Origin of the sequence: Acidocella sp. KAb 2-4 (assembly GCF_020567705.1) — a bacterium.
GTDB lineage: Bacteria > Pseudomonadota > Alphaproteobacteria > Acetobacterales > Acetobacteraceae > Acidocella.
Genome location: NZ_JAJDJU010000012.1, coordinates 14718 through 35003, shown reverse-complemented (window position 1 = coordinate 35003; position 20286 = coordinate 14718). Strand labels below are relative to the sequence as shown.

Sequence of the window (20286 nt, the reverse complement as noted above, 5' to 3'; positions counted from 1 at the left end):
CAGGAACTGACCGGTCAAACTCCATAAGCGAAGCATTAGCCCAAATCTGACTTTTCGTCCATAATTTGTGGGAGTTTCTTCCGCAAACTTTTGGTTGTGCTCAGGGAAACAGCTAATTCTTTGGCTGTTGCGCATAAAAAGCATTAAAAATCAATTTAGTATAAAATTTTACACAGCATTTTGAATGTCATCTGCAGCAAAATGACGTCATTTTTTCATTTGACCGTGGGAGTTTGTTCCACAATATTGGGGCCATCCCTGTCGAGCAGGCATCACATGCAACATCTTCACCTTGCTTCCGCGCCTCAGCACGCTCCTCGTCCCCACCACTCCGCGCAGATTTGCGGAACGAGGATGCGCAGGGTGTTTCTTTATTCTCACGATACGTTCGGACTCGGGCATTTGCGCCGCAATCTGGCGATTGCCCATCGCCTCCTGGCGGCCGAGGGCGCGTTCTCCGTGCTGCTGCTCACCGGCTCCCCAGTTGCCGAGATCTGGGACATGCCGGCGGCGCTGGAAGTGCAGTCTTTGCCGCCGGTGGTGAAAACCGGCGCCGAACGCTATGAATCGCGCGAGCCGGGCAAGCTGTTCGGCATGGTCAAGGGCTATCGCGAGGCGCTGATCCTTAAGCTCGTACTGCGCGACCAGCCGGATATCTTTCTGGTGGACCATGCACCGGCGGGCATGAATGGGGAGCTGCTCTCGACCCTGGCCTTGATCCGACAGGAATTGCCGCAAACCAGGGTCGTGCTGGGGCTGCGTGACATTCTGGATAGCCCCGCCACCGTGCGCGCCTTGTGGGCCGAGCAAAGCATCCAGGCTTTGTTGGAGGAGGCTTATGATGATATCCTGGTCTATGGCAGCCGTTCATTATTCGATGTGGCGGAGGGTTATGGACTGAGCCCCGCCATCGCCGCCCGATTGCGCTATTGCGGGCATGTCGTCGCCCCTGCCCTGGGGCGGGCGGCGGAGCCGTGCTGGGATGTCTCGCGCGCCGCCGGTCGCCCGGTCGTGCTCGTGACCGCGGGGGGTGGCGGCGATGGGTTTGCGCTGATGCAGGCTTATCTGTGCGGTCTGCCGCCTCCAGGTGAGGCTGCGTTTCACTCGGTCGTCGTAACCGGTCCACTGATGCCCAGCGCTGAACGCGATCGGCTGGCCCAACTCGCGCAAGCCCGGGCCGACGTGGAACTTGTTACATACACGACCAATCTGCTGCCCAGCCTCAAGGCGGCGGCGTTGGTGGTCTCCATGGCCGGATACAATACGACGGCGGAGCTCATAGCGCTGCGCCGTGCCGCAATTCTTGTTCCGCGCGCGGCCCCACGCGCGGAACAGCTCTTACGTGCCCGGCAGATGGCCGCGCTCGGCCTCGCGAGGATGGTGGAGCCGGACGAGAATTTAACCACCCGCCTTGCGGCATTGATTCCAGAGGTATTACACGCTCCGCCGGCAGCCAACTGGGCGCGGCTCGACCTCGGCGGCGCCGAACGCGTCGCCGAAATTCTGGCCGCGCCCACACTGCATGGGGTTTCCGTGGCATGAGCCTGCTGCCGTCCCCCGGCCCTGTGGCCTACATCATGAAGCGCTATCCGCGCCTGTCCGAAACCTTCATCCTCAATGAGATCCGGGCGATGGAACGGCTGGGGGCGGAATTGCACATATTTTCCCTGCTGCCTCCCGAACCGCCGCCACACCACCCGATGGTGGCGGAGGTGGAAGCCTCCGTGCATGTTCTGCCGCCCCACCTGGGCGCCAAGCTCGCCCGGCTGGCCCGCGCCCATGGCGCCGCCGCCCTGGCCGCGCCAGGCCGCTATGCCGGCGCGCTGGCGCGGGCGTGCATGTGGTCCGCGACCAGCCGCGCGCCGCTGGCGGTGTGGAAGCATTTTGCTCGCGCCGGATTCGTGGCGGATGAATGCCGCCGCAATGCCATCGTGCATATTCATGCGCATTTCGCGAATACGCCAACCTCCGTCGCGCAATTTGCCAGCCTGATGACGGGGTTGCCCTTCAGCTTCACGGCGCACGCGAAGGATCTTTACCTCACCCCGCGGCGGATCATCGCCCGCCGCGCGCGCGCCGCGCGGTTTGTCGCCACCTGCACACGCTACAATGCGCGCTATCTTGAGGGGGTCAGCCCCGGCGCGGCGATCCGGCTGATCTATCACGGCATCGATCTGAATACGTTTGGCGCCGCCTCGCCCGGCAGTGCCGGGGCGGGCCGCCAGCCGCCGCTGATCCTCTCCGTGGGCCGGCTGGTGCCCAAGAAGGGGTTTGATGATCTGATCGCCGCCTGCGCCATCCTGCGCGAGGCGAACATTCCGTTTCATCTTCGCATCGTCGGCGCTGGGCCGTTGAAGGCGGCGCTGGCCGCGCAGATCGAATCATCCGGCCTGCGCGACACCGTCACGCTGGCGGGCTCGATGACCCATGCGGAGCTGGTTTCACTCTACGGCCAGGCGGATCTTTTCGCGCTGGCGCCGCGCATCGAGGAAAATGGCGACCGCGACGGCATTCCCAATGTGATCGCCGAGGCGATGGCCTGCGGCGTGCCGGTGATCGCCAGCGATGTCTCGGGCATTCCCGAAATGGTCCGGCATGAGGAGACGGGGCTGCTCGTTCCTCCCCGTAATGCCGCCGCCCTGGCGGGCGCCATCAAGCGGCTCTTGCAGGATCGTGAATTGGCGGCGCGCCTGGCCGCCAATGGGCGCGCGCTCCTGGAACGCGAGTTCGATCTCTGGATCACCACGCGGGCGCTGCACCAGCTCATCGGCTGCCAGGATTGCGGGGCGCAAGGCGGACTGGCCTGCACCGCGGAAGAGGACGCGCTGCCCCGCGCCATCGCGTCATGAAGCTGCTTTATCTCAATTTCGATCACGGCATTCCGGTTTGCGGCGATAAAGGCGCCTCGGTGCATGTCCGCTCCTTCATCACCGCGGCGCACCGCCTGGGGCATGATGTGGCGCTGGCGTGCAGCACGCTGGGCACGGGCAATCCGCCGCCGCCGGCGCTGATCCTGCCGCCATGCCCCAAGCCGCGCGCGGCCAACCCGGCCGCGGCGGACAAGCTGCTGGACCGCGAGGAGGTGAAGCTGGCCGCCGACCATGCCGCCCCCGCCCATGTGCTGGGCGCGCTGGCGGCCAGCGGTTTCGTGCCGGACATGATCTATGAGCGCCATGCCCTGTTTCATGGCGCGGGTGCCGCCATCGCGGCGCGGCTAGGCATCCCCCGGTTGCTGGAGGTGAACGCGCCGCTGGTGGAGGAGCAAAAGCGGTTCCGGGGGTTGGTCCAGGAAGATGCGGCGCGGGCGATCGAACATAATTCCTACCAGCATGCGGACGCCATCATCGCGGTCTCCGAGGCCGTGGCCCACCATGTCGGCGAGGTTCTGGGCCAGCGCCAGCATGTTCATGTGGTGCCCAATGGGGTGGATCTCGCCGCCTATGCGCAAAACAGCGAAACCCGTGCGGCCTTGCGCCACCGCCTTGGCCTGCCCGCGCAGGCGCGGCTGGCGGGTTTCATCGGCAGCTTCAAACCCTGGCATGGCGTGCCGTTTTTGCTGGAGGCCTTCGCCGCCATCGCGGGCAAGAATCCCAGCCTGTACCTAGCGGCCATCGGTGAAGGCCCGGAGCATGAGGAGGTCGCGGCGCGGGCGGCGGCGCTGGGGTTGAGCGCGCGCGTCTTGCTACCCGGCCGGGCGCCGCATGCGGAAGTGCCCGCCTGGCTTTCCGCCATGGATTTCACCGTGGCGCCCTATCTGCCACAGGCGGATTTCTATTTTTCCCCGCTCAAGATCGCCGAGTCCATGGCCGCCGCGCGCCCGGTTCTGGCACCGGACACGGGGGCCATCAGCCAGATGATCCACCACCGGCGCAGCGGGCTGCTGTTTCCGCCTGGCGATCTGGCCGCCTGCACGGCTGGCCTCGCGGAATTATCCGCGGATGCAGAAACCTGCGCCGCCATGGGGGCGCAGGCCAGGCAGGAGGCGCAGCAATGGGGGTGGGAGCGCGTGGTCGCACGCATCCTCAACCTGGCGCGCTGCCCCTATCCGGCATGAACCCCACCCCGCAACGCTGGTGGCTGCTGGGGTATTTGCGGCGCGAATGGCCCACCCTGGGAGCCGGGAGCTGCCTGATGTCCCTGCGGGCGCTGGTGCTGCTGGCGCTGCCCTGGCCCATGAAGGCGATCATTGACAATGTGATCTTCCAGCACCCTCTGGAACGTTGGCTGGCCCCGTTATTGGCGTCTCCGCTCCGCCACCGCGTCTTGCTGCTGGACGAGCTGGCGCTGGGCATGCTGGCGCTGGGTGGGTTGGATGCCCTGCTGGTTTATGCCGGCAACCGGGTGCTGCTGAATGCCGGGCAGCGCGTGATGTTCGCCATCCGCTTCAACCTTTTCGCGCATTTGCAACGCCTGCCGCTGGCCTTCCACCGCAACCGCCGCAGTGGCGACCTAAATTTGCGGATGAGCGAAGATGTCAAGCAATTGCAGGATTTCATCTCTTCGCTGGGGATCGACCTGCTGCCGCATGCCGTGACGGTGCTGGGCATGGCGGCGGTGCTGCTGCTGCTGGATTGGCGCTATGCGCTGCTCACCCTGGCCGCCGCGCCGCCTTTGCTGATCATCACCATCATCTTCAGCAGCAAGCTGCGCCATGCCGTTCGCCAGGTCCGCCAGCATGACGGCGCGCTGAACGGGATTGCCCAGGAAATTCTGGCCTGCGTGCAAGTGGTCCAGGCGTTCAGCCGTGAAACCCATGAGGAGGAGCGCTTCTCCGCCCAGGCGGATAAAAGCCTGCGGGCCGGGCAGGCGGCCAACCGGGTGCAGGCGCAATTCGGCGCGGCGATGGGGCTGGCCATTACCGGCGCCACGGCGCTGATCACCTGGTATGGCGCCCTGCGGGTGCTCGATGGCCGCCTCTCCGCCGGTGAATTGCTGGTCTTCCTCGCGTATTTGCGCGGCTTTGCCACGCCGGCACGGCAACTGGCCAAAACCGGCCGCGTCTCCAGCCGGGCGCTCATCGCCATGGAGCGGATCGGCGAATGCCTGGCCGAGCAGAGCCCGCTAACCGAGCCTGAGGGGGTTTTGGCCCCGCCGCATCCCGTGCGGCGCATCAGCCTGCGGCAGGTGGGGTTCGGCTACCAGCCGGGCCAGAATGTGCTGCGCGATATCTCTTTTGACCTCATGGCCGGGCGCATGGTGGCGCTGGCCGGGGCCACCGGCTCGGGCAAAACCACCATCGTCAGCCTGGTGCCGCGCTTTCACGACCCCAGCTCTGGCGCGGTGCTGTTCGATGGCGTCGATAGCCGGGCGCTGCCGCTCTCATATGTCCGCCAGCAAGTGGCGCTGGTGCCGCAGGAGCCGGCCTTATTCCAGGCGACAATCTGGGAAAACATCGCCTATGGCCGCTTGGGGGCCGGGCGCGAGGACGCCTTGGGCGCGGCGCGCGACGCCGGGCTGCAACCCCTGCTGGACCGCCTGCCGGAGGGCATCGACACGATGGTGGCGGAGCGCGGCGGCGGGCTTTCCGGCGGGCAGCGCCAATGTGTCGCGATTGCCCGCGCCTTGCTGAGCACGGCGCCGGTGGTGATCCTGGATGAGCCGACCAGCAGCCTGGACGCCGCCACGGAGCGCCAGCTCAGCGCCGCCATCGCCCGGCTTTGCCGCCAGCGCGCCGTCCTCATCATCGCCCATCGGCTCAGCACCATTATCCAGGCCGACGAAATTCTGCTGCTCGAACAAGGCCGGATCACCGAGCGCGGCCCGCATCGAGACCTCATGAAACGCCAAGGAGCTTACGCCCAGCTATGGACCATGTTGCACGGCGCGCACGGCGCCGGCCTGCCGCAGGCGGCCAATCAGTGAGATGCCCCCTGCACACCGGCGCGCTGCTGGGCGCGCTGCTGGGCGGGCTGGGCCTGGGAACGGCTCAGGCCGACCCATGGATACCGGCCGCCGGGCATGGCACCGCCAAGCCCGCGGTGCGGCTTTTCTCGGGTGACACCAGCTTCCCCAGCACCGGCTTCACCACCAGCACGGTCCCGGCCTCCAAGCAATCCATCACCCAGCTGCGCCTTACCGGCATCACGGGGCTGGGGGATGGGCTGGCGCTCACTTATGATCTGCGCTGGGGCAATATCCAGACCTCACGCCACGGGCAAAGCGCCTCCAGCAGCGGGTTGCAGGATGAGGAAATCGGGCTTGCCTACGGCCTGACCCAGACCGCTTTCTTTGCCGATGCCCTCACGCTCAACGTGGTGCTTCCGGCCGGGCAGACCAAGCCCGCCCCCGCCCAGGGCACCGGGCGCTGGGCCTTGGAGCCGGATTTCGAGGCCGGGCTTCATTATCACCGCGTCAGCGCCACGCTGCTGGCCGGGCCGCGCGTGTTTCTGGACGGCAAGGCCGTGCAGCTGCGGACCGAACTGGACCTCTCCGCCCGCGCCACGCCGCGCCTGACCTTCATGGGTTCGGTCTTCTTCGTCGATACGCCGCAAAGCGCGCGCAGCCTGCCGCCCGGCGCGCAGGGCGAAATTTACAACCTTCTGCGCCTGGGGGTGGGCGTTGAATACCGGCTGACCCGGCGCTTCCGCCCATTCTTCATGTACGAAACAAATGTCGCGGGTAAGGGAATTCATGCCGGCAACCGCTTCGATTTCGGCATTGCTGTGAAATATTAAATGCCCCACCCTGACTGTCCTTCGCCTCGCCTCGGGCTCATACGTCATGGCGCTACAATCTGGAGCGAGGAGGGACGCTATCAGGGACGGTCGGACCCGGAACTCTGCCCGCAAGGCCACGCGGAGGCCGCGCGGCTGGCGGAGTACGCCGCCGGGCTGGGGGTGAGCCGGATCATCAGCAGCCCGCTGCGCCGCGCGCGGCAGACGGCGGCCTGTCTGGCGGCGCGCTGCGCCCTGCCCGCGCCGGAGATTGATGACAGCCTGATGGAACTCGATTACGGCGGCTGGGAGGGAAAAACCCAGGCTGAAATTAAAGTCGCTTGGCCAGAACAGGTCAGACAATGGAAACGCGCTCCTGCAGATTTCACATTTCCTGGTGGTGAATCGCTTGCGGCCGCCCAGCGCCGCGTGGCTGAAAGCCTGATCCGCTGGCAACAGATTGAAGCAACTGAGACGATTCTGCTGGTGACGCATTCCGCATGGATCCGTCTTGCTTGGCTTACCCAAACCGAACAGCCTTTAACTCTTTTCCGGGCTGTACACATCCATACCGGCAGTCTGATTTGGCTGCACGAACACCGGACACAGATTTCTAGAGCGGGCTATCACGAGGAGTTGCGCTGATACCGGTTGTCGTAACTTGTCGTGGCTTTGTTAAATTCATTTCCAAGTTATGCCTCGCTGCGGGGGAGATCGAGGTCGCAGTGACTAAAACAATCTTGCCCCGTGCAATATACTATTCGTGTGTCGCACCTCTGGCGGATTGAATTTTTTATCACGTATCAGCCCTGGCCGATCCGGCAACTAAGGACGCGGCGTTCGGCATAATCTGCGGCCTTATCGATCGGTCCCAGCCGCAACCGCCCGACCCGATCTTGGCCTGCGTGGAGTGCCTCGGCCGTGATCCAGCGGCGGCATCGGGTGGATCCGCTAATCAACGGGGGCGGGAGTAAGCGGTTCGGCATGTTGCGACTCCACGCAACACACAGGGCATCTCCCTCTGCGATCTACTCCGCACGCTGACCTGGATATGATAAGGCATACAGGGTTTCGCTACGCGGCGTCGTGGATTTTTTGAAATGGTCGATGGGGCCAAGTGCAGCAGTATGGACGGTTTGATGGCTTCTACTCCCTGGTTTAGATTTATCGTGGTGCTTGGCATCGGGTTATTGATTGGGTTGGAGCGTGAGCGCAGTAAGGGCTCGGGCGCCGGTCGCCGGGCAGCGGGGATACGGACGTTCGCGCTGGTGGCGCTGCTCGGCGCTTTAGCGGGCCATCTCGGCGGTGGTCTGTTGGCGCTTGTCATGCTCGGCGTGGTGGTGCTGGCGGGTTTGTCCTATTGGCGGGACCGCGGCGACGATCCAGGACTGACAACCGAGGTCGGGTTACTGGTGACACCGCTTCTTGGCGCACTCGCAATGTCCGACACCGGTCTGGCCGCCGCGCTTGGCATGGCGGTGGCGGTGTTGTTCGCTGCCAAGGCGCCGTTGCACGGGTTTGCCACGCGCATCCTCACAGCGACGGAAGTAACGGACGGGTTGATTTTCGCGGCGGCGACGCTGATTGTTTGGCCGCAATTGCCGGACCGTTATATCGGCCCCTTCGCGGCGTTGAATCTTCATAGCCTCTGGTTTCTCGTGATTTTGATGATGGCAATCGGCGCATGCGGCCATGTGGCGACGCGCGCGATGGGCACCCGTTTTGGGCTGCCAGTGACAGGGCTGGCGTCGGGCTTCGTATCTAGCACCGCGGCGATCGGTGCGATGGCGGCACTGGCGAAACAGACGCCGGCCAGCATGAATGCCGCCGTGGCGGGGGCGGTGTTCTCAACGGTGGCGACCTTCATACAGCTCTCGGTGCTGCTGGCAGCACTTTCCCGCGCCACGCTGCTGTTGCTGGCGCCGGCTCTGGCGGCGGGTGCGGTTGTTGCCGCTCTGTACGCTTTGGCCTTTGCGCTGCGCGGGGGAGCCAAAGCGACCGCGGCGGAGCCGGGGCGGGCCTTCAACCTCGGCGCCGCGCTCGGGCTGGCAGCGCTGATCGCGGTGATGCTGCTGGGCTCAGCGGCGTTGCGGGCTTGGGCGGGCGAGGCAGGGGTGATGGTGGGGGCGCTTGTGGCGGGATTTGCCGATGCGCATTCGCCGGCCATCTCGATCGCCTCTCTGGTGGCGGGCGCAAAAATGGCGCCGAGCGAGGCGGTTCTGCCGATCCTCATGGCGGTGACGAGCAATACGGTCTCGAAACTGGCTATGGCGCGTGGAATGGGGGGGCAGGGCTTCCTGCTGCGGATTATACCGGGAGTGGTGGCGCCAGTGGCCGCAGCCTGGGTGACGGCGCTAGTTCTGGGGTGAGGCTGGCCACGGCGATACCGGCGAAATCCTCAATCTGCGAGTTAAAATGCTGAATTTGCTGTCTCACCTGCCCAGTGTATTTTGTTCGATACCGTTGCGGCGTTAATTTGCGCAGCGACGCAGGCACTCCAAGGCCATGGTTACCGCGTTGCGACTTTCGTTGTTGCTGCGCCAATACATGGTGACGGTTGCGTCGCTGCCTAGGGGCATCGGCAGAATGCGCAGCAGGTTCATCTCCTGAAAACGCGAGGCCGCGCGATGCGAGGCCGTGCCGAGTAAATGCGAGTTTTGCAGCAAAGTGATGTTCAGGATGGAGGAGTTGGACTCGACGCTGAAGCGCGGCAGGCTGAGCCTGGCTTCGGCGAGCGCGTTGTTGAGCGCGTCTCTCGTGGGCGTGCCTTCGGGCCAGACGATCCAGGGGTAAGACAGCATGTCCTCCCAGGTGAGCGATTGACGCATCGCCAGGGGGTGCGCGTGGCCCGCGACAAAATCAACCGGGTCGCGGTACAGGGTTTCGGCTTTGAAGTCATCCGCCGCCGGCGAGACAACGGCGCGCCCCACGATGATGTCCACCTCGCCATGTTGAAGCTGCGGAATCAGGCGGTTCATGGTGTCCTCGTGCACCCGCACCTGGGCGCGCGGCATTTGCTCCACCAGCCTGGCGATCGCGAGCGGCACCAGGTCGGAGGCGGATACGCCGGACGTGCCGATGGTGACCATGCCGCTCCCGCCCTCGCGCAATGCCCGCATGTCATCGCGTGCGCTATCCAGATGGCTGCCGATGCGCTTGGCATGCTCGATCATCGCCTGGCCATGGGGCGTGGGCCGCAGACCGCGCGCGTGGCGCTCAAACAGGGGTAATTGGAGGTCATCCTCCAGGTCCTTGAGCCATTTCGACAGGGCGGGCTGGGTCGTGTTCATGGCTTCGGCGGACTGGCTGAGATTGCCTGTCTCGGCGATGGAAAGCAGCATTTGCAGGTGCCGCAGCCTGATCCGTTGGGTCCAGTCCATCTGTTTGCCGCCTTCCGTGGTATATCAGAAACCGTATACCTAAGACAAAAATACGATTTCTACGGAATGACGTCCAGGCTTAAAAGCCTCGGCAAATAGCCCCCGCCATGAGCGGCCGGGCCGGAAACCAGGAGACGGAACATGACCGTGAGTATGCAGAGCGCCGCGCGCGAGGTCTATTATGGCAAGATCGCGGAGCGGAACTTGTCGCCCCTGTGGGAGTCGCTGCACAACCTGGTGCCCACCGCGCCACGCCCGCAATCGGTGGCGGCGATTTGGAAATACGCGCAGCTGCGTGACCTGATCATGGAATCGGGCCGCGTGATCAGCGCCGCCGAAGCCATCCGGCGCGTGCTGGTCCTCGAAAACCCTGGTTTGCCGGGCAAGTCCAGCATTACCTCCAATCTCTATGCGGGGCTGCAATTGATCCTGCCCGGCGAGATCGCGCCGAGCCATCGCCATACCCAGTCCGCTTTGCGCTTTATCGTTGAAGGGACGGGTGCATGGACCGCGGTGAACGGCGAACGGACCACGATGCACCCGGGTGATTTTATCATCACCCCGTCCTGGACATGGCACGACCACGGGAACCCGGAAGACGGCGAGCCGGTTGTGTGGCTCGACGGGCTGGATATTCCGCTGGTGCAGCAGCTCGACGCGGGCTTCGCGGAAACCTACCCGGAGGACACGCAGCCGATCAGCCGTCCGGAAGGCAATAATTTCGCGAATTATGGCTATAACATGCTGCCGGTGAGCTATGCGCAGAAGGGGCATAATTCGCCGATCTTCAGCTATCCTTATGCGCGCAGCCGTGAGGCGCTCGATGTATTGGCGCGCACCAGCCCGTTGGATGCCTGGGATGGTGTGAAGCTTCGCTATGTGAACCCGGGGAATGGCGGCGCCCCGATGGCGACGATGGCGACGTTCTTGCAGCTGCTTCCAAAAGGCTTCCGTGGGCGCCTGTATCGCACCACCGACGCCACCGTGTTCAGCGTGGTTGAGGGGACGGGGACGGTGCGCATTGGCGACCGGGATTTCGCCTTTGAGTCCCGCGACATCTTCGTCGCTCCCGTCTGGCAGAACGTGCAGTTTTCGACCGATGAAGACGCGGTACTGTTCAGTTACTCCAACCGCCCCGTGCTCGCCGCGCTGGATTTGCTGCGCGAAGAGCGTCTCTGATTCCAAACCAAGGATTTTGATATATGTCTTACGTTTTTCCGCCCGAGGCGCCGGTTACGCTTTCAGTCGCTGGCGCCGCTGACTTGTTTCCTGTGCGCCGCGTGTATTGCGTTGGCCGCAATTACGCCGCGCATGCGCGCGAGATGGGCTTCGACCCGGACCGCGAGCCGCCTTTCTTCTTCTGCAAGCCGGATAATGCCGTGGTGCCGGTAGGGTATGGCGAGACGCTGGAGCTGGAATATCCGGCGGAAACCAGCAATTACCACTATGAGGCTGAGCTGGTCGCGGTGATCGGCAAAAGCGGCGCCAATATTCCGTTGGAGCAGGCGCTCGACCATGTGTGGGGATATGCGGTGGGGCTCGACATGACCCGTCGTGATTTACAAATGAAGATGCGGGAAATGGGGCGCCCCTGGGAGATCGGCAAGGCGTTCGATCGCTCGGCCCCGATTGGGCCGGTTCATCCGGCCAGCGCTGTCGGTCATTTTGAGCAAGGCGGCATCTGGCTGACCGTCAACGATGCGAGCAAGCAGAAGAGCGATATCACGCATCTGATCTGGTCGGTTGCCGAGACCGTTGCGTATTTGTCGCGCTTCTTCCGGCTGGAGCCGGGCGATGTGATCTTCACCGGCACGCCGGAAGGTGTCGGCGCGGTTAAAAAAGGCGACCTCATCGCCGTGGGCGTGGAGCGCCTTGGCGAGTTGCACGTCAAGATCGTCTGACCAGCCTAGCCGAGGATATGCCCCGTGGATATTTATAGCTTTTTCAACAGCTCAACCTCTTGGCGCGTGCGCATCGCGCTTGCGCTGAAAGGTCTGGAGCCGGAGTTTCACGGGGTCAATATCCGCGTGGGCGAGCATCGCGATGCCGCCTATGTGGCTAAGGTGAATCACTCGGCGTCGGTGCCCGCGATTGTTGAGGGGCGTTTCCAGCTGGGCCAGTCATTGGCGATTATTGATTGGCTGGACGGCAAATATCCACTGCCGCGCCTGATCCCGCAAGAACTGGAATTGCGGGCCAGGGTGCTCGAGTTGAGCGATCTGATCGCCTGCGACATTCATCCGGTCAATAATCTGCGCGTCCTCAAATATCTGCAGGACAAGCTGAACATCTCCCCCGCGCAAAAGGATGAGTGGTACGCGCATTGGATCGCCGAAGGCATGGCCGGGGTGGAGCGTCTGCTCGTCCGGGCGGGCGAAGCTTATGGCGGGCCTTGGTGCTTTGGCGCGCAACCGACCCTCGCGGATTGCTGCCTCATTCCACAATTCGGAAATGCTCTGCGTATGGGCTGTGATATGGCCACCTACCCCCGCGCGAGCGCGGTGGTCAAGCACGCAGTCACCCATCCTGCTTTCATCAAAGCAGACCCCAAAAATCAGCCGGATTACGTTCCCCCGGCTCCTCCCATCGCGTCTCACAAATAAAATAAGGTCCAAGCATGAGCAACAACGCGTCCAAGCGCCGTGTGATCATCGTCGGCGGTGGTATAGGTGGCTTGGCGGCCGCACTGGCGGTCGCGCAGCAAAATATCGAAGTTCTGCTTCTTGAACAGGCCGACAAGATCGGCGAGATCGGCGCCGGTATCCAGTTGGGTGCCAACGCGTTTAACGCGCTGGATGCGCTCGGTGCTGGCGAGGCCGCACGCAGCCGGACGGTATTCACGGAGTCGCTGACGCTGATGGATGCGGTGGATGCCAAGCAGATTGTGCGTGTTGAAACGGGAGAGGCCTATCAGAAGCGCTTTGGTAATCCGTATGGTGTGATTCATCGCGCGGATATTCATCTGTCCATTTTTGAAGCGGTGCTGAACAATCCTCTGATCAAGTTTCGGACCAGCACGCATGTGCAATGGCTTGAGCAGGAGACCAATAGTGTCACCGTTATCGATCAGCGCGGGGAGCGCTTCACGGCTGACGCTTTGATCGGCGCTGATGGAGTGAAATCCGTTGTCCGCGCGGCGTTGATTGGCGATGAGGCGAGGGTGACCGGCCATGTCGTTTACCGTGCCGTGGTCGAAACGGAGAACATGCCGAAGGAATTGCAGATCAACTCGCCTGTCGTCTGGGCTGGGCCGCACTGCCATCTGGTGCATTACCCGCTGCGCGGCGGTCGGCAGTATAATCTTGTCGTGACCTTCCATAGCCGCCAAAAGGAGGAGTGGGGCGTTACAGATGGCAGCAAGGAGGAAGTGCTCTCCTATTTTGACGGCGTCCATCCGGTGCCGCGCCAGATGCTGGATCGTCCGTCTTCCTGGCGCCGCTGGGCGACCGCCGACCGTGACCCGGTGGAGCAGTGGAGCTTTGGCCGCACCACGATCCTGGGTGACGCCGCTCATCCGATGACGCAATATCTGGCGCAGGGCGCGTGCCAGGCGCTTGAAGACGCGGTCGTATTGGGCGAGGCGTTGCGCGTCACCGGGAATGATTTTGTGGAGGCGTTCAAGATTTATGAACGCGTGCGCATTCCACGGTCCGCGCGTGTTCTTTTTTCTGCGCGGGAGATGGGGCGCATCTATCATGCCAAGGGGGTCGAGCGCTTGGTCCGCAACGCCCTGTGGGTGGGCCGCACGCGCGAACAATTCTACGATGCGCTCCAATGGCTATATGGCTGGCGTGCCGAGGATGCGCTGAGCGACGTGGTTTGACGGCGGCGCTGGCAAGCCTGTTCTGACCATACCGTCTTTGCCCGCCGAAAGACCCTCATTGTGAGATGGGGCTACTCGCGCCTGCGCGGGTGGAGCTGGATCACCTGAAATAATTAAACATCATAAAAAGTGAGGAAATATGAGAACCGTCAATGTATCCGAGGTCATAGACCGGCATGGTTTGACAATATTTCAAATCGTGGTCGCGAGCCTTTGCTTTTTAATCGTCGCCATTGACGGGTTCGATACCGCCTCTATCGGCTTTCTGGCGCCGGCGATCCGTCAAGAGTGGGGGCTCTCGGTGCCGGAAATGGCGCCGCTATTTGGCGCGGGCTTGCTGGGCCTGATGGCGGGGGCGTTTGTGTTCGGTCCGGTGTCTGACCGGTTTGGCCGCAAAATTTCGTTGATCACCTGTGTGCTGTTTTTTGGCGTGGCCAGTCTCGTGGCAGCGCAAGCGCCATCGCTGATGCCGCTCGTCCTGCTCCGTTTTCTTACCGGCGTTGGCATCGGCGGTGCGATGCCGAATGCGATCACGCTGACATCGGAATATTGTCCAGAGAGGCATCGACTGTTTCTCGTGACGGGAATGTTTTGTGGCTTTACCATTGGTTCCGCGCTGGGCGGCATCGCCTCGGCGCATATGGTCGGCGCCTTTGGTTGGCGGTCTGTGTTGTTGCTTGGCGGCATTCTGCCGATCTCGCTGGTGCCATTCCTGATCCGGTTTCTGCCGGAATCGGCACGCTTCCTGGTCCTCCGGGAGAGGGCCGCAGCCCGCGTCGCCAACATCCTGCGGCGCATCAATGCAAACGAGGACTACACAAACGCGCGGTTTGTGGTGAGTGAAGGCACGGCACATGGATTGCCCGTTGGGTATCTGTTCAAACCGGAACTTGTTGTTGGCACATTGCTGCTGTGGCTGGCGTTTTTCTGCAGCCTGCTGGTCATCTACCTGCTGTCGAGCTGGTTGCCGACCCTGATTAAAAGCACCGGAACCACGCTGGCGACCGCATCGCTGATTACCGCGATGTTCCAGGTTGGTGGTACCTTGGGCGCAATCGCCCTCGGCTGGCTGATGGATCGGTTTAACCCGCAATATGTGCTGGCGGCTTGTTATGCCACCGCGGCGATCTTTATCGCGGCAATCGGAAGCTTGACTACGTCGATTTTGGCCCTTGCCGCCGTCGTGCTTCTGGCTGGGTTCTGCATCTCCGGCTCTCAGGTGGGCGCCAACGCGCTGGCCGCGAGTTTTTACCCGACGGATTGCCGCGCCACCGGCGTCAGCTGGGCCAACGGCGTCGGGCGTATTGGCTCGGTCGTGGGCTCGATGAGCGGCGGCGCGTTGATCGCCATGAAGCTGCCTATGTCGGCCATGTTCGTCGTTGTGGGATTCCCGGCCCTCATCGGGGGCGCGATCATGATGATCTTTGGCAAGTACCGCGCGATGCGGGGGCGCTGACGATCATGTCCCCGGTGATGGTGCAGGAGGCCGGCAAGGAATGCCGCGCTCTGGTCGAGGCCGACCAGAGCGTGTGAGCGCCGGGCTGGTGACAGACTCCGGGCAACTCGCCACGCCCCCCTCTAGCCGGTCTGGAGCGACGATGCGGCTCATCCCCATCTCCGTGCCAGCGGCGCTCGCCGCGGGGCGTCGGCGGGCGAAGTCCTTAAATCCGCCGCCTGATTAAACAGCTGTAAACGCCAAGGCGGTAATGCTGGCGCTGGAATGATTGGTTCTGCCGCTCCTCGCTGGTCTGTCTGGCTGCCGCCGCTGGGGCTGATGCTGGTCTCGGCGCTGGCTTGCGCGTGGCTCGCGCTGCAACCCACCCCGGGCAGCAATGTTGTGGCGCTGCTGTTTCCGCCGTGGTGGAGCGCGGCGCGCGTGTTCATGGCGGCGGCGCCCGCGGGCCAGGTGATCCGCTTCGGCCTGTTTCCAGACATTGTCATTCTCGCCCCGCAGCCGGGAGGCGTGCCACCGGGCGCCACGGGCGCGTGGACGGTCCTCGATCCGCGCCATCTGGGTGGTTGCGGCGCCGTGTCCGTTCAGGAGGTGCAAAATGAATGAGAAGCTTGAGGATTTGCGTGCCAGCGTCAGCCGCCTGATGGTGGCGTGGCTGTGGCTCAACGCCGCGCTGGCGGGCGTTACCGGTTACGTCGCTAGGGCGGGCTGGGTGACGCCGCTGCTGCTTGGCGCGTTGCTCGCCGCGGCGGCGCATGCCGCCTGGGCGCTGGCGCCGCGCGGCAAATCGTCGCGGCTGACGATCGCGGTCGCCTTCGTGGCCCTGGTCTCGGTCATGGTGGCCGCGGCGCGCGGCAGTGTGATGCAGATTGATCTGCACATGTATTACTTCGCGGCGCTCGCCATGCTGGCGGCGTATTGCGACCGCGACGTCGTCGTCCTCGGCGCCGCCGTGGTGGCGGTGCATCACTTGTCGCTCAACTATCTTGCCCCCACGCTGGTCTTCCCCGATGGCGCGGATCTCTCGCGCGTGCTGCTGCACGCCGTCATTCTGGTGGCCGAGGCGATGGCGCTGGTGTGGATGGCGGATGCGGTGGTGCGGCTGTTCCGGGAGGCCGGGCGGCATCTTGACCAGGCGATGGCGGCAACCCGGCAGGCCGAGATGGCGCAGCGTGATGCCCAGACCGAACGTGCCGCCCGCGAGGCAGAGCAGGCCGCGGCCATGCGGGCCAAGGAGCAGGGCGCCAAGCGGCTGCAAAGGGTGGTCAACGCGCTTGCCGCCGCGCTCTCCCACCTGGCCGATGGCGTGCTGAACCAGAGTCTGAACGAGAGTTTCGGGGCTGAGTACGACGTGTTGCGCGAGGATTTCAACGCCGCCGTCAGGCAGTTGCGCGACGCCATCCGCATTTTGTTGTCCAGCGCGGGCGCGGTGCAGAACGGCGCCGCGGAGATCTCTGGAGCGGTCGAGGATCTGGCGCGGCGGACCGAGCATCAGGCGGCCTCGCTGGAGGAGACCTCCGCCGCGCTGGGTGAAGTGACCGCGGCGCTACGGAGCACCGTGGACGATATGACCCGGGCGCGCAACGTGGTCGGCGCCGCGCGGCATATTACCGAAACCTCCGGCGCCGTGGTGCGCGAGGCCGTGGAGGCGATGGACCGGATCAACGGCTCCTCTCAGCAGATCGCGCGGATCATCGGCGTGATCAACGACATCGCCTTCCAAACCAATCTGCTGGCACTGAACGCGGGGGTGGAAGCGGCGCGCGCGGGTGATGCGGGGCGCGGCTTCGCCGTGGTCGCTACGGAAGTGCGCGCGCTGGCGCAACGTACGGCGGATGCGGCCAAGGAAATCCGTGGTTTGATCGCGACCTCCGAAACCCAGGTGAGGGCGGGCGTGGATTGCGTCGGCCGGACCGGGGAGGTGCTGTCGAAGCTGGCCGCGCAGGTTGAAGAGATCGACAGCGTGGTGCGCGCTGTCAGCGATACGGCGCGGCAGCAATCGGCGTCGCTGACCCAGGTGAACGACACTGTTGCGGAGATGGACCGTGTAACCCAGCACAATGCCGCCATGGTCGAGCAGACCAGCGCGGCAGCCACCAGCCTGCTGGCCGAGGCTGAGCAGATGATGACGCTGGGCCGGCGTTTTGAGGTGGAAGGCGCAGCCATCCGCGCGACTGCCTCCCCGCATCGGCCGGCGCGCGCCCCGGAACTGGAGGGCGCCTGATGCTCCGCCGTCGGGCGGTGCTGGGCGCGGCCTTATGGCCTGGGCTCGCCCGGGCGGCGGTGCCCGAGTTCAGCTTTTCGCTCCGTAACGGGGCCGGGCAGGTGGTGACGCCGGCGCAATTCCGCGGGCGCTATCTGCTGGTATTCTTCGGCTATACGCGCTGCCCTGATATATGCCCCGCCACGCTCTACCGCCTCGCCCAGGCGATGAGCGCTGTTGACCCTGGCGGCGAGAGCTTTGCCGCAGTATTTATCACGCTCGACCCCGCGCATGACAGCCCGCAAACTGTGTCACGCTACGCCGCGCTATTTTCGCCGCGCATCGAGGGGTTGGGTGGCAGCGCGGCGCAGGTGAGCGCGGCGGTGGCGGCGTTCCACGTTTATGCGCGCTGGCCGCAAGGCCCCGCCGGACCGTTGCGGCACAGCGCGCTGATCTATGTGCTGGGGCCGCAAGGTGGGCTGGCTGGGGTGTTGCCCGACGGGGAATCGATGGCGGCGCTGCGGCAGGCGCTCGGGCGCTACCATGCCTCGCGAGCTGCTCAAGCGGCACCGTGAACGCCCCGTGCGAGAAGCGAGGGTGAGCATGGTGTGCCGGCCGGTAGGCCGGTCACACGCCAAGCGGCCGGCCGTGTGGAAACCGGCTTCAGCGATCGGGCGCCCAAGCCAAGTGCGGAGCGGCCAACAGCGTAAACGGCATCAGCTCGCGCAACTCGGCGAGCACGGCGACAAGCGCCGCCTGCTAGCGCACCAACAGCGGCGCACACTCGGTCCCGCCGGTCGCGATGTCGCTCAGCGTTAATGTCTATTCAAAGCTTCCCTTCGCCATAGGCCCATTGTGCGACACCAGGTCGGCCGCGATATGGCCCGGTGCCGGATCATCCCAATCGTCGAACGCCCTGATCGAAACGCTGCGCCCGAGCGCGCTTACCCCCAGCGCCCAGCAGCCTCGGCCAAAGGACGCTGTAATGAATGCCGTGACACGCTCCTAGTTCTTGCAACCACCCGAAACTTCTGGCGGCAGTGGCGCCAGTGGGGCGGGACGTAGTTGGTACACGGTCGCGTCGCCATAGTGCTTCCATGTAACGTAGCGGGCTGTGAGCGCGTTGCGCATATCTGCGTATACTGCCGGGTCAACAGGCAAGTCTGTTACCGGCTTGCGTCCCATCACGATGAATTGTGGTAACTTCGAAAGGATGTGTCTCAACTCACTCTGTGGTTGTACTTTCGCGATATGCGATAAAATACAGGTGGTAACGAAGGCAGGATAGGCATATCTTGTTGGCAGCTTAGTGTCGGCGAGTGCGTAGATTATCGGTTCATAATCGAAGACATAGAGTTTCAGACCTGTTTCTTGAGGTGTGTTGATAAGATCAGCGGCGATTAACGCCGGTGTGTCTTGATGGAACCGCGCTCCGTCTTGGATTGTCATTACCGGAGCGAGTGCAATGCCCAGCGTGATCAGCGCGCTGGCTATGGGGATGAACAATATTCCCGCAATAGTTGGCCAGTTACACAATGCAGAAAAATCCCGCAGTAACACCCAACCAAGACTAACGCATAACGGCGGTAAAAGTTGCAAGAAATAATGAGAGTAGAATGATTTGGCTGAGATTACCCCCAATGCGCCCCCCAATAACCAAAGGGTGAGGAACATCGGGAAATCCGGCTGAGGTCGGCGAAGCGTGCTGACGAAGACCACCAGAGCGGCGGTGTAAAGCGGCAGCCATTTTGCCAGGCGCACAAGGAGTGCGGTGGTGAGCGGTTGAAATGCCACCCCTTCGCGCCGGAAATTTGCTAGAATGCTAGCATTGGCCCAGTTATGAAACTCACCCGCGTGCAGGTATGAAAGCGCGGTAAGCAGCAAAGGGATTGCGCCGCCGGCGAAGCCTGCAAGGCATGTACGCCTTATTGCTTTTTTTGGTACAACGAGGCTTACAAATAGCAAGCCGAATACCACTGCGGGTACTTCAAACACCATGACATATTTAGTCATGAAGGCAATTCCTAACAGCAACCCGGTGCAAAACCCTTTCAGTGCGGGGCGCTGTGCACAGAACTTGATTGACAACGCGCACCACGCCGCGCTGCATGTGAAGGCAATCATGAATAATTCTGTATTCGCGGCCAGTCCGTCATTGCTTACGGAGCAAATGAGATAGGCCACTCCCGCAGCTAGAGCAGCCTTATTAACTCCGTGCCGTTCGCGTGCGCCTATTACTTGCACCAGCTTAAAAACGATGAACGCTGTGACGGCCACGAAGATGACAGTCGCGATTCGTATTGAAAGCACGTTACGTCCGAAAATCCATTGAAAAGCTAAAAATATCGTATAGATGCCAATAGGCTTATTGTCCCATAGGGTTGTATATGGAAGGTGGCCAGCGAACCATTGTTGCGCCATCAAAAAGTAAAGACTCTCATCCCAATCCATTACGCTGCGCAGGAAGGTTGGCAGTCTTGTTATGAATGCCGTCAACAGAAAAAGGGCCATGACCGTAAAGTCATACGCCCAGAGGGGTATAAGATTGGGGTTAACCGACCCCTCTATGACGGAACTTTTGCCGCCTGCCGCAACCTGCACCATGGACACATCTCCGCAATAACGAGATTGCCGTGAATGATCTTGATGGTTAAGCTTTCAGTGATGGAAGATTGTTTGCCTTGCGATTGATTTATTTAGCCAGATTTTGATGAAGAAAGCGCCTTTGGCATACAAGCGGCGTGAGGGGGTCGAACTGTGCATGCTTCAGCTTG

The 20286-nt window shown here is 62.9% G+C and carries 17 protein-coding genes and 1 pseudogene; 15 read left to right on the top strand and 3 right to left on the bottom strand.

The window, feature by feature from the left end:
* The first annotated feature begins 402 nt into the window (after positions 1–402).
* The 7 genes from LI953_RS09480 (at position 403) to LI953_RS09450 (ending at position 9022) form a co-directional block, all read left to right on the top strand.
* Complete coding sequence (locus LI953_RS09480; RefSeq protein WP_227075830.1) at positions 403–1542, top strand: glycosyltransferase family protein; 1140 nt, start codon at positions 403–405, stop codon at positions 1540–1542.
* The gene (locus tag LI953_RS09475) at positions 1539–2849 is read left to right on the top strand and encodes a glycosyltransferase family 4 protein (protein ID WP_227075829.1); all 1311 of its coding nucleotides are present in this window, start codon (positions 1539–1541) and stop codon (positions 2847–2849) included. The genes LI953_RS09480 and LI953_RS09475 overlap by 4 nt, the downstream gene beginning before the upstream one ends.
* Positions 2846–4054, top strand: coding sequence for a glycosyltransferase family 4 protein (locus LI953_RS09470; RefSeq protein ID WP_227075828.1), 1209 nt, complete (start codon positions 2846–2848; stop codon positions 4052–4054). The genes LI953_RS09475 and LI953_RS09470 overlap by 4 nt, the downstream gene beginning before the upstream one ends.
* Positions 4051–5862 carry an ABC transporter ATP-binding protein gene (locus LI953_RS09465; RefSeq protein WP_227075827.1) on the top strand — a complete coding sequence of 604 codons (1812 nt, stop codon included), beginning with the start codon at positions 4051–4053 and terminating at the stop codon, positions 5860–5862. The genes LI953_RS09470 and LI953_RS09465 overlap by 4 nt, the downstream gene beginning before the upstream one ends.
* Entirely contained in the window at positions 5859–6674 is an 816-nt protein-coding gene (locus tag LI953_RS09460; RefSeq protein ID WP_227075826.1) for a hypothetical protein, read from the top strand. Before LI953_RS09465 ends, LI953_RS09460 begins: the two co-directional genes overlap by 4 nt.
* On the top strand, positions 6675–7298 hold the full coding sequence (locus tag LI953_RS09455; protein WP_227075825.1) for a histidine phosphatase family protein: 624 nt from the start codon (positions 6675–6677) through the stop codon (positions 7296–7298).
* A 455-nt stretch (positions 7299–7753) separates the two neighbouring features.
* Entirely contained in the window at positions 7754–9022 is a 1269-nt protein-coding gene (locus LI953_RS09450) for a DUF4010 domain-containing protein (protein WP_227075824.1), read from the top strand.
* A gap of 102 nt (positions 9023–9124) precedes the next feature.
* Here the strand turns inward: LI953_RS09450 and LI953_RS09445 are convergent, their stop codons facing one another.
* On the bottom strand, positions 9125–10033 hold the full coding sequence (locus LI953_RS09445) for a LysR substrate-binding domain-containing protein (RefSeq protein WP_227075823.1): 909 nt from the start codon (positions 10031–10033) through the stop codon (positions 9125–9127).
* A 141-nt stretch (positions 10034–10174) separates the two neighbouring features.
* Here LI953_RS09445 and gtdA point away from each other — a divergent pair, with 141 nt between their 5' ends.
* The 8 genes from gtdA to LI953_RS09405 all read left to right on the top strand — a co-directional run bounded on the left by gtdA (position 10175) and on the right by LI953_RS09405 (position 18087).
* Positions 10175–11212, top strand: a complete 1038-nt coding sequence (gene gtdA, locus LI953_RS09440; protein ID WP_227075822.1) for a gentisate 1,2-dioxygenase — start codon at positions 10175–10177, stop codon at positions 11210–11212.
* Between the two features lie 23 nt (positions 11213–11235).
* Positions 11236–11934: a fumarylacetoacetate hydrolase family protein gene (locus LI953_RS09435; RefSeq protein ID WP_227075821.1), complete on the top strand. Its 699-nt coding sequence runs from the start codon at positions 11236–11238 to the stop codon at positions 11932–11934.
* Positions 11935–11958: 24 nt separating this feature from the next.
* Positions 11959–12636 (top strand): maleylacetoacetate isomerase, encoded by a 678-nt coding sequence (gene maiA, locus LI953_RS09430; protein WP_227075820.1) that lies wholly within the window; start codon positions 11959–11961, stop codon positions 12634–12636.
* Positions 12637–12650: 14 nt separating this feature from the next.
* Entirely contained in the window at positions 12651–13856 is a 1206-nt protein-coding gene (locus tag LI953_RS09425) for a 3-hydroxybenzoate 6-monooxygenase (RefSeq protein ID WP_227075819.1), read from the top strand.
* A 139-nt stretch (positions 13857–13995) separates the two neighbouring features.
* A complete protein-coding gene (locus tag LI953_RS09420; protein ID WP_227075818.1) occupies positions 13996–15312 on the top strand; it encodes an MFS transporter in 1317 nt (438 codons plus the stop codon).
* A 264-nt stretch (positions 15313–15576) separates the two neighbouring features.
* The gene (locus LI953_RS09415) at positions 15577–15915 is read left to right on the top strand and encodes a hypothetical protein (RefSeq protein ID WP_227075817.1); all 339 of its coding nucleotides are present in this window, start codon (positions 15577–15579) and stop codon (positions 15913–15915) included.
* Positions 15908–17533 (top strand): methyl-accepting chemotaxis protein, encoded by a 1626-nt coding sequence (locus tag LI953_RS15535; RefSeq protein WP_304505187.1) that lies wholly within the window; start codon positions 15908–15910, stop codon positions 17531–17533. The genes LI953_RS09415 and LI953_RS15535 overlap by 8 nt, the downstream gene beginning before the upstream one ends.
* Positions 17533–18087: an SCO family protein gene (locus LI953_RS09405; protein ID WP_227075816.1), complete on the top strand. Its 555-nt coding sequence runs from the start codon at positions 17533–17535 to the stop codon at positions 18085–18087. The genes LI953_RS15535 and LI953_RS09405 overlap by 1 nt, the downstream gene beginning before the upstream one ends.
* Before the next feature lie 124 nt (positions 18088–18211).
* Here LI953_RS09405 and LI953_RS09400 read toward each other — a convergent pair.
* Both LI953_RS09400 and LI953_RS09395 read right to left on the bottom strand, forming a co-directional pair.
* Positions 18212–18454 (bottom strand): annotated as a pseudogene (locus LI953_RS09400) (ISNCY family transposase); the annotation flags it as partial.
* Between the two features lie 63 nt (positions 18455–18517).
* Positions 18518–20116 carry a glycosyltransferase family 39 protein gene (locus LI953_RS09395; protein ID WP_227075815.1) on the bottom strand — a complete coding sequence of 533 codons (1599 nt, stop codon included), beginning with the start codon at positions 20114–20116 and terminating at the stop codon, positions 18518–18520.
* Positions 20117–20286 lie beyond the last annotated feature (170 nt).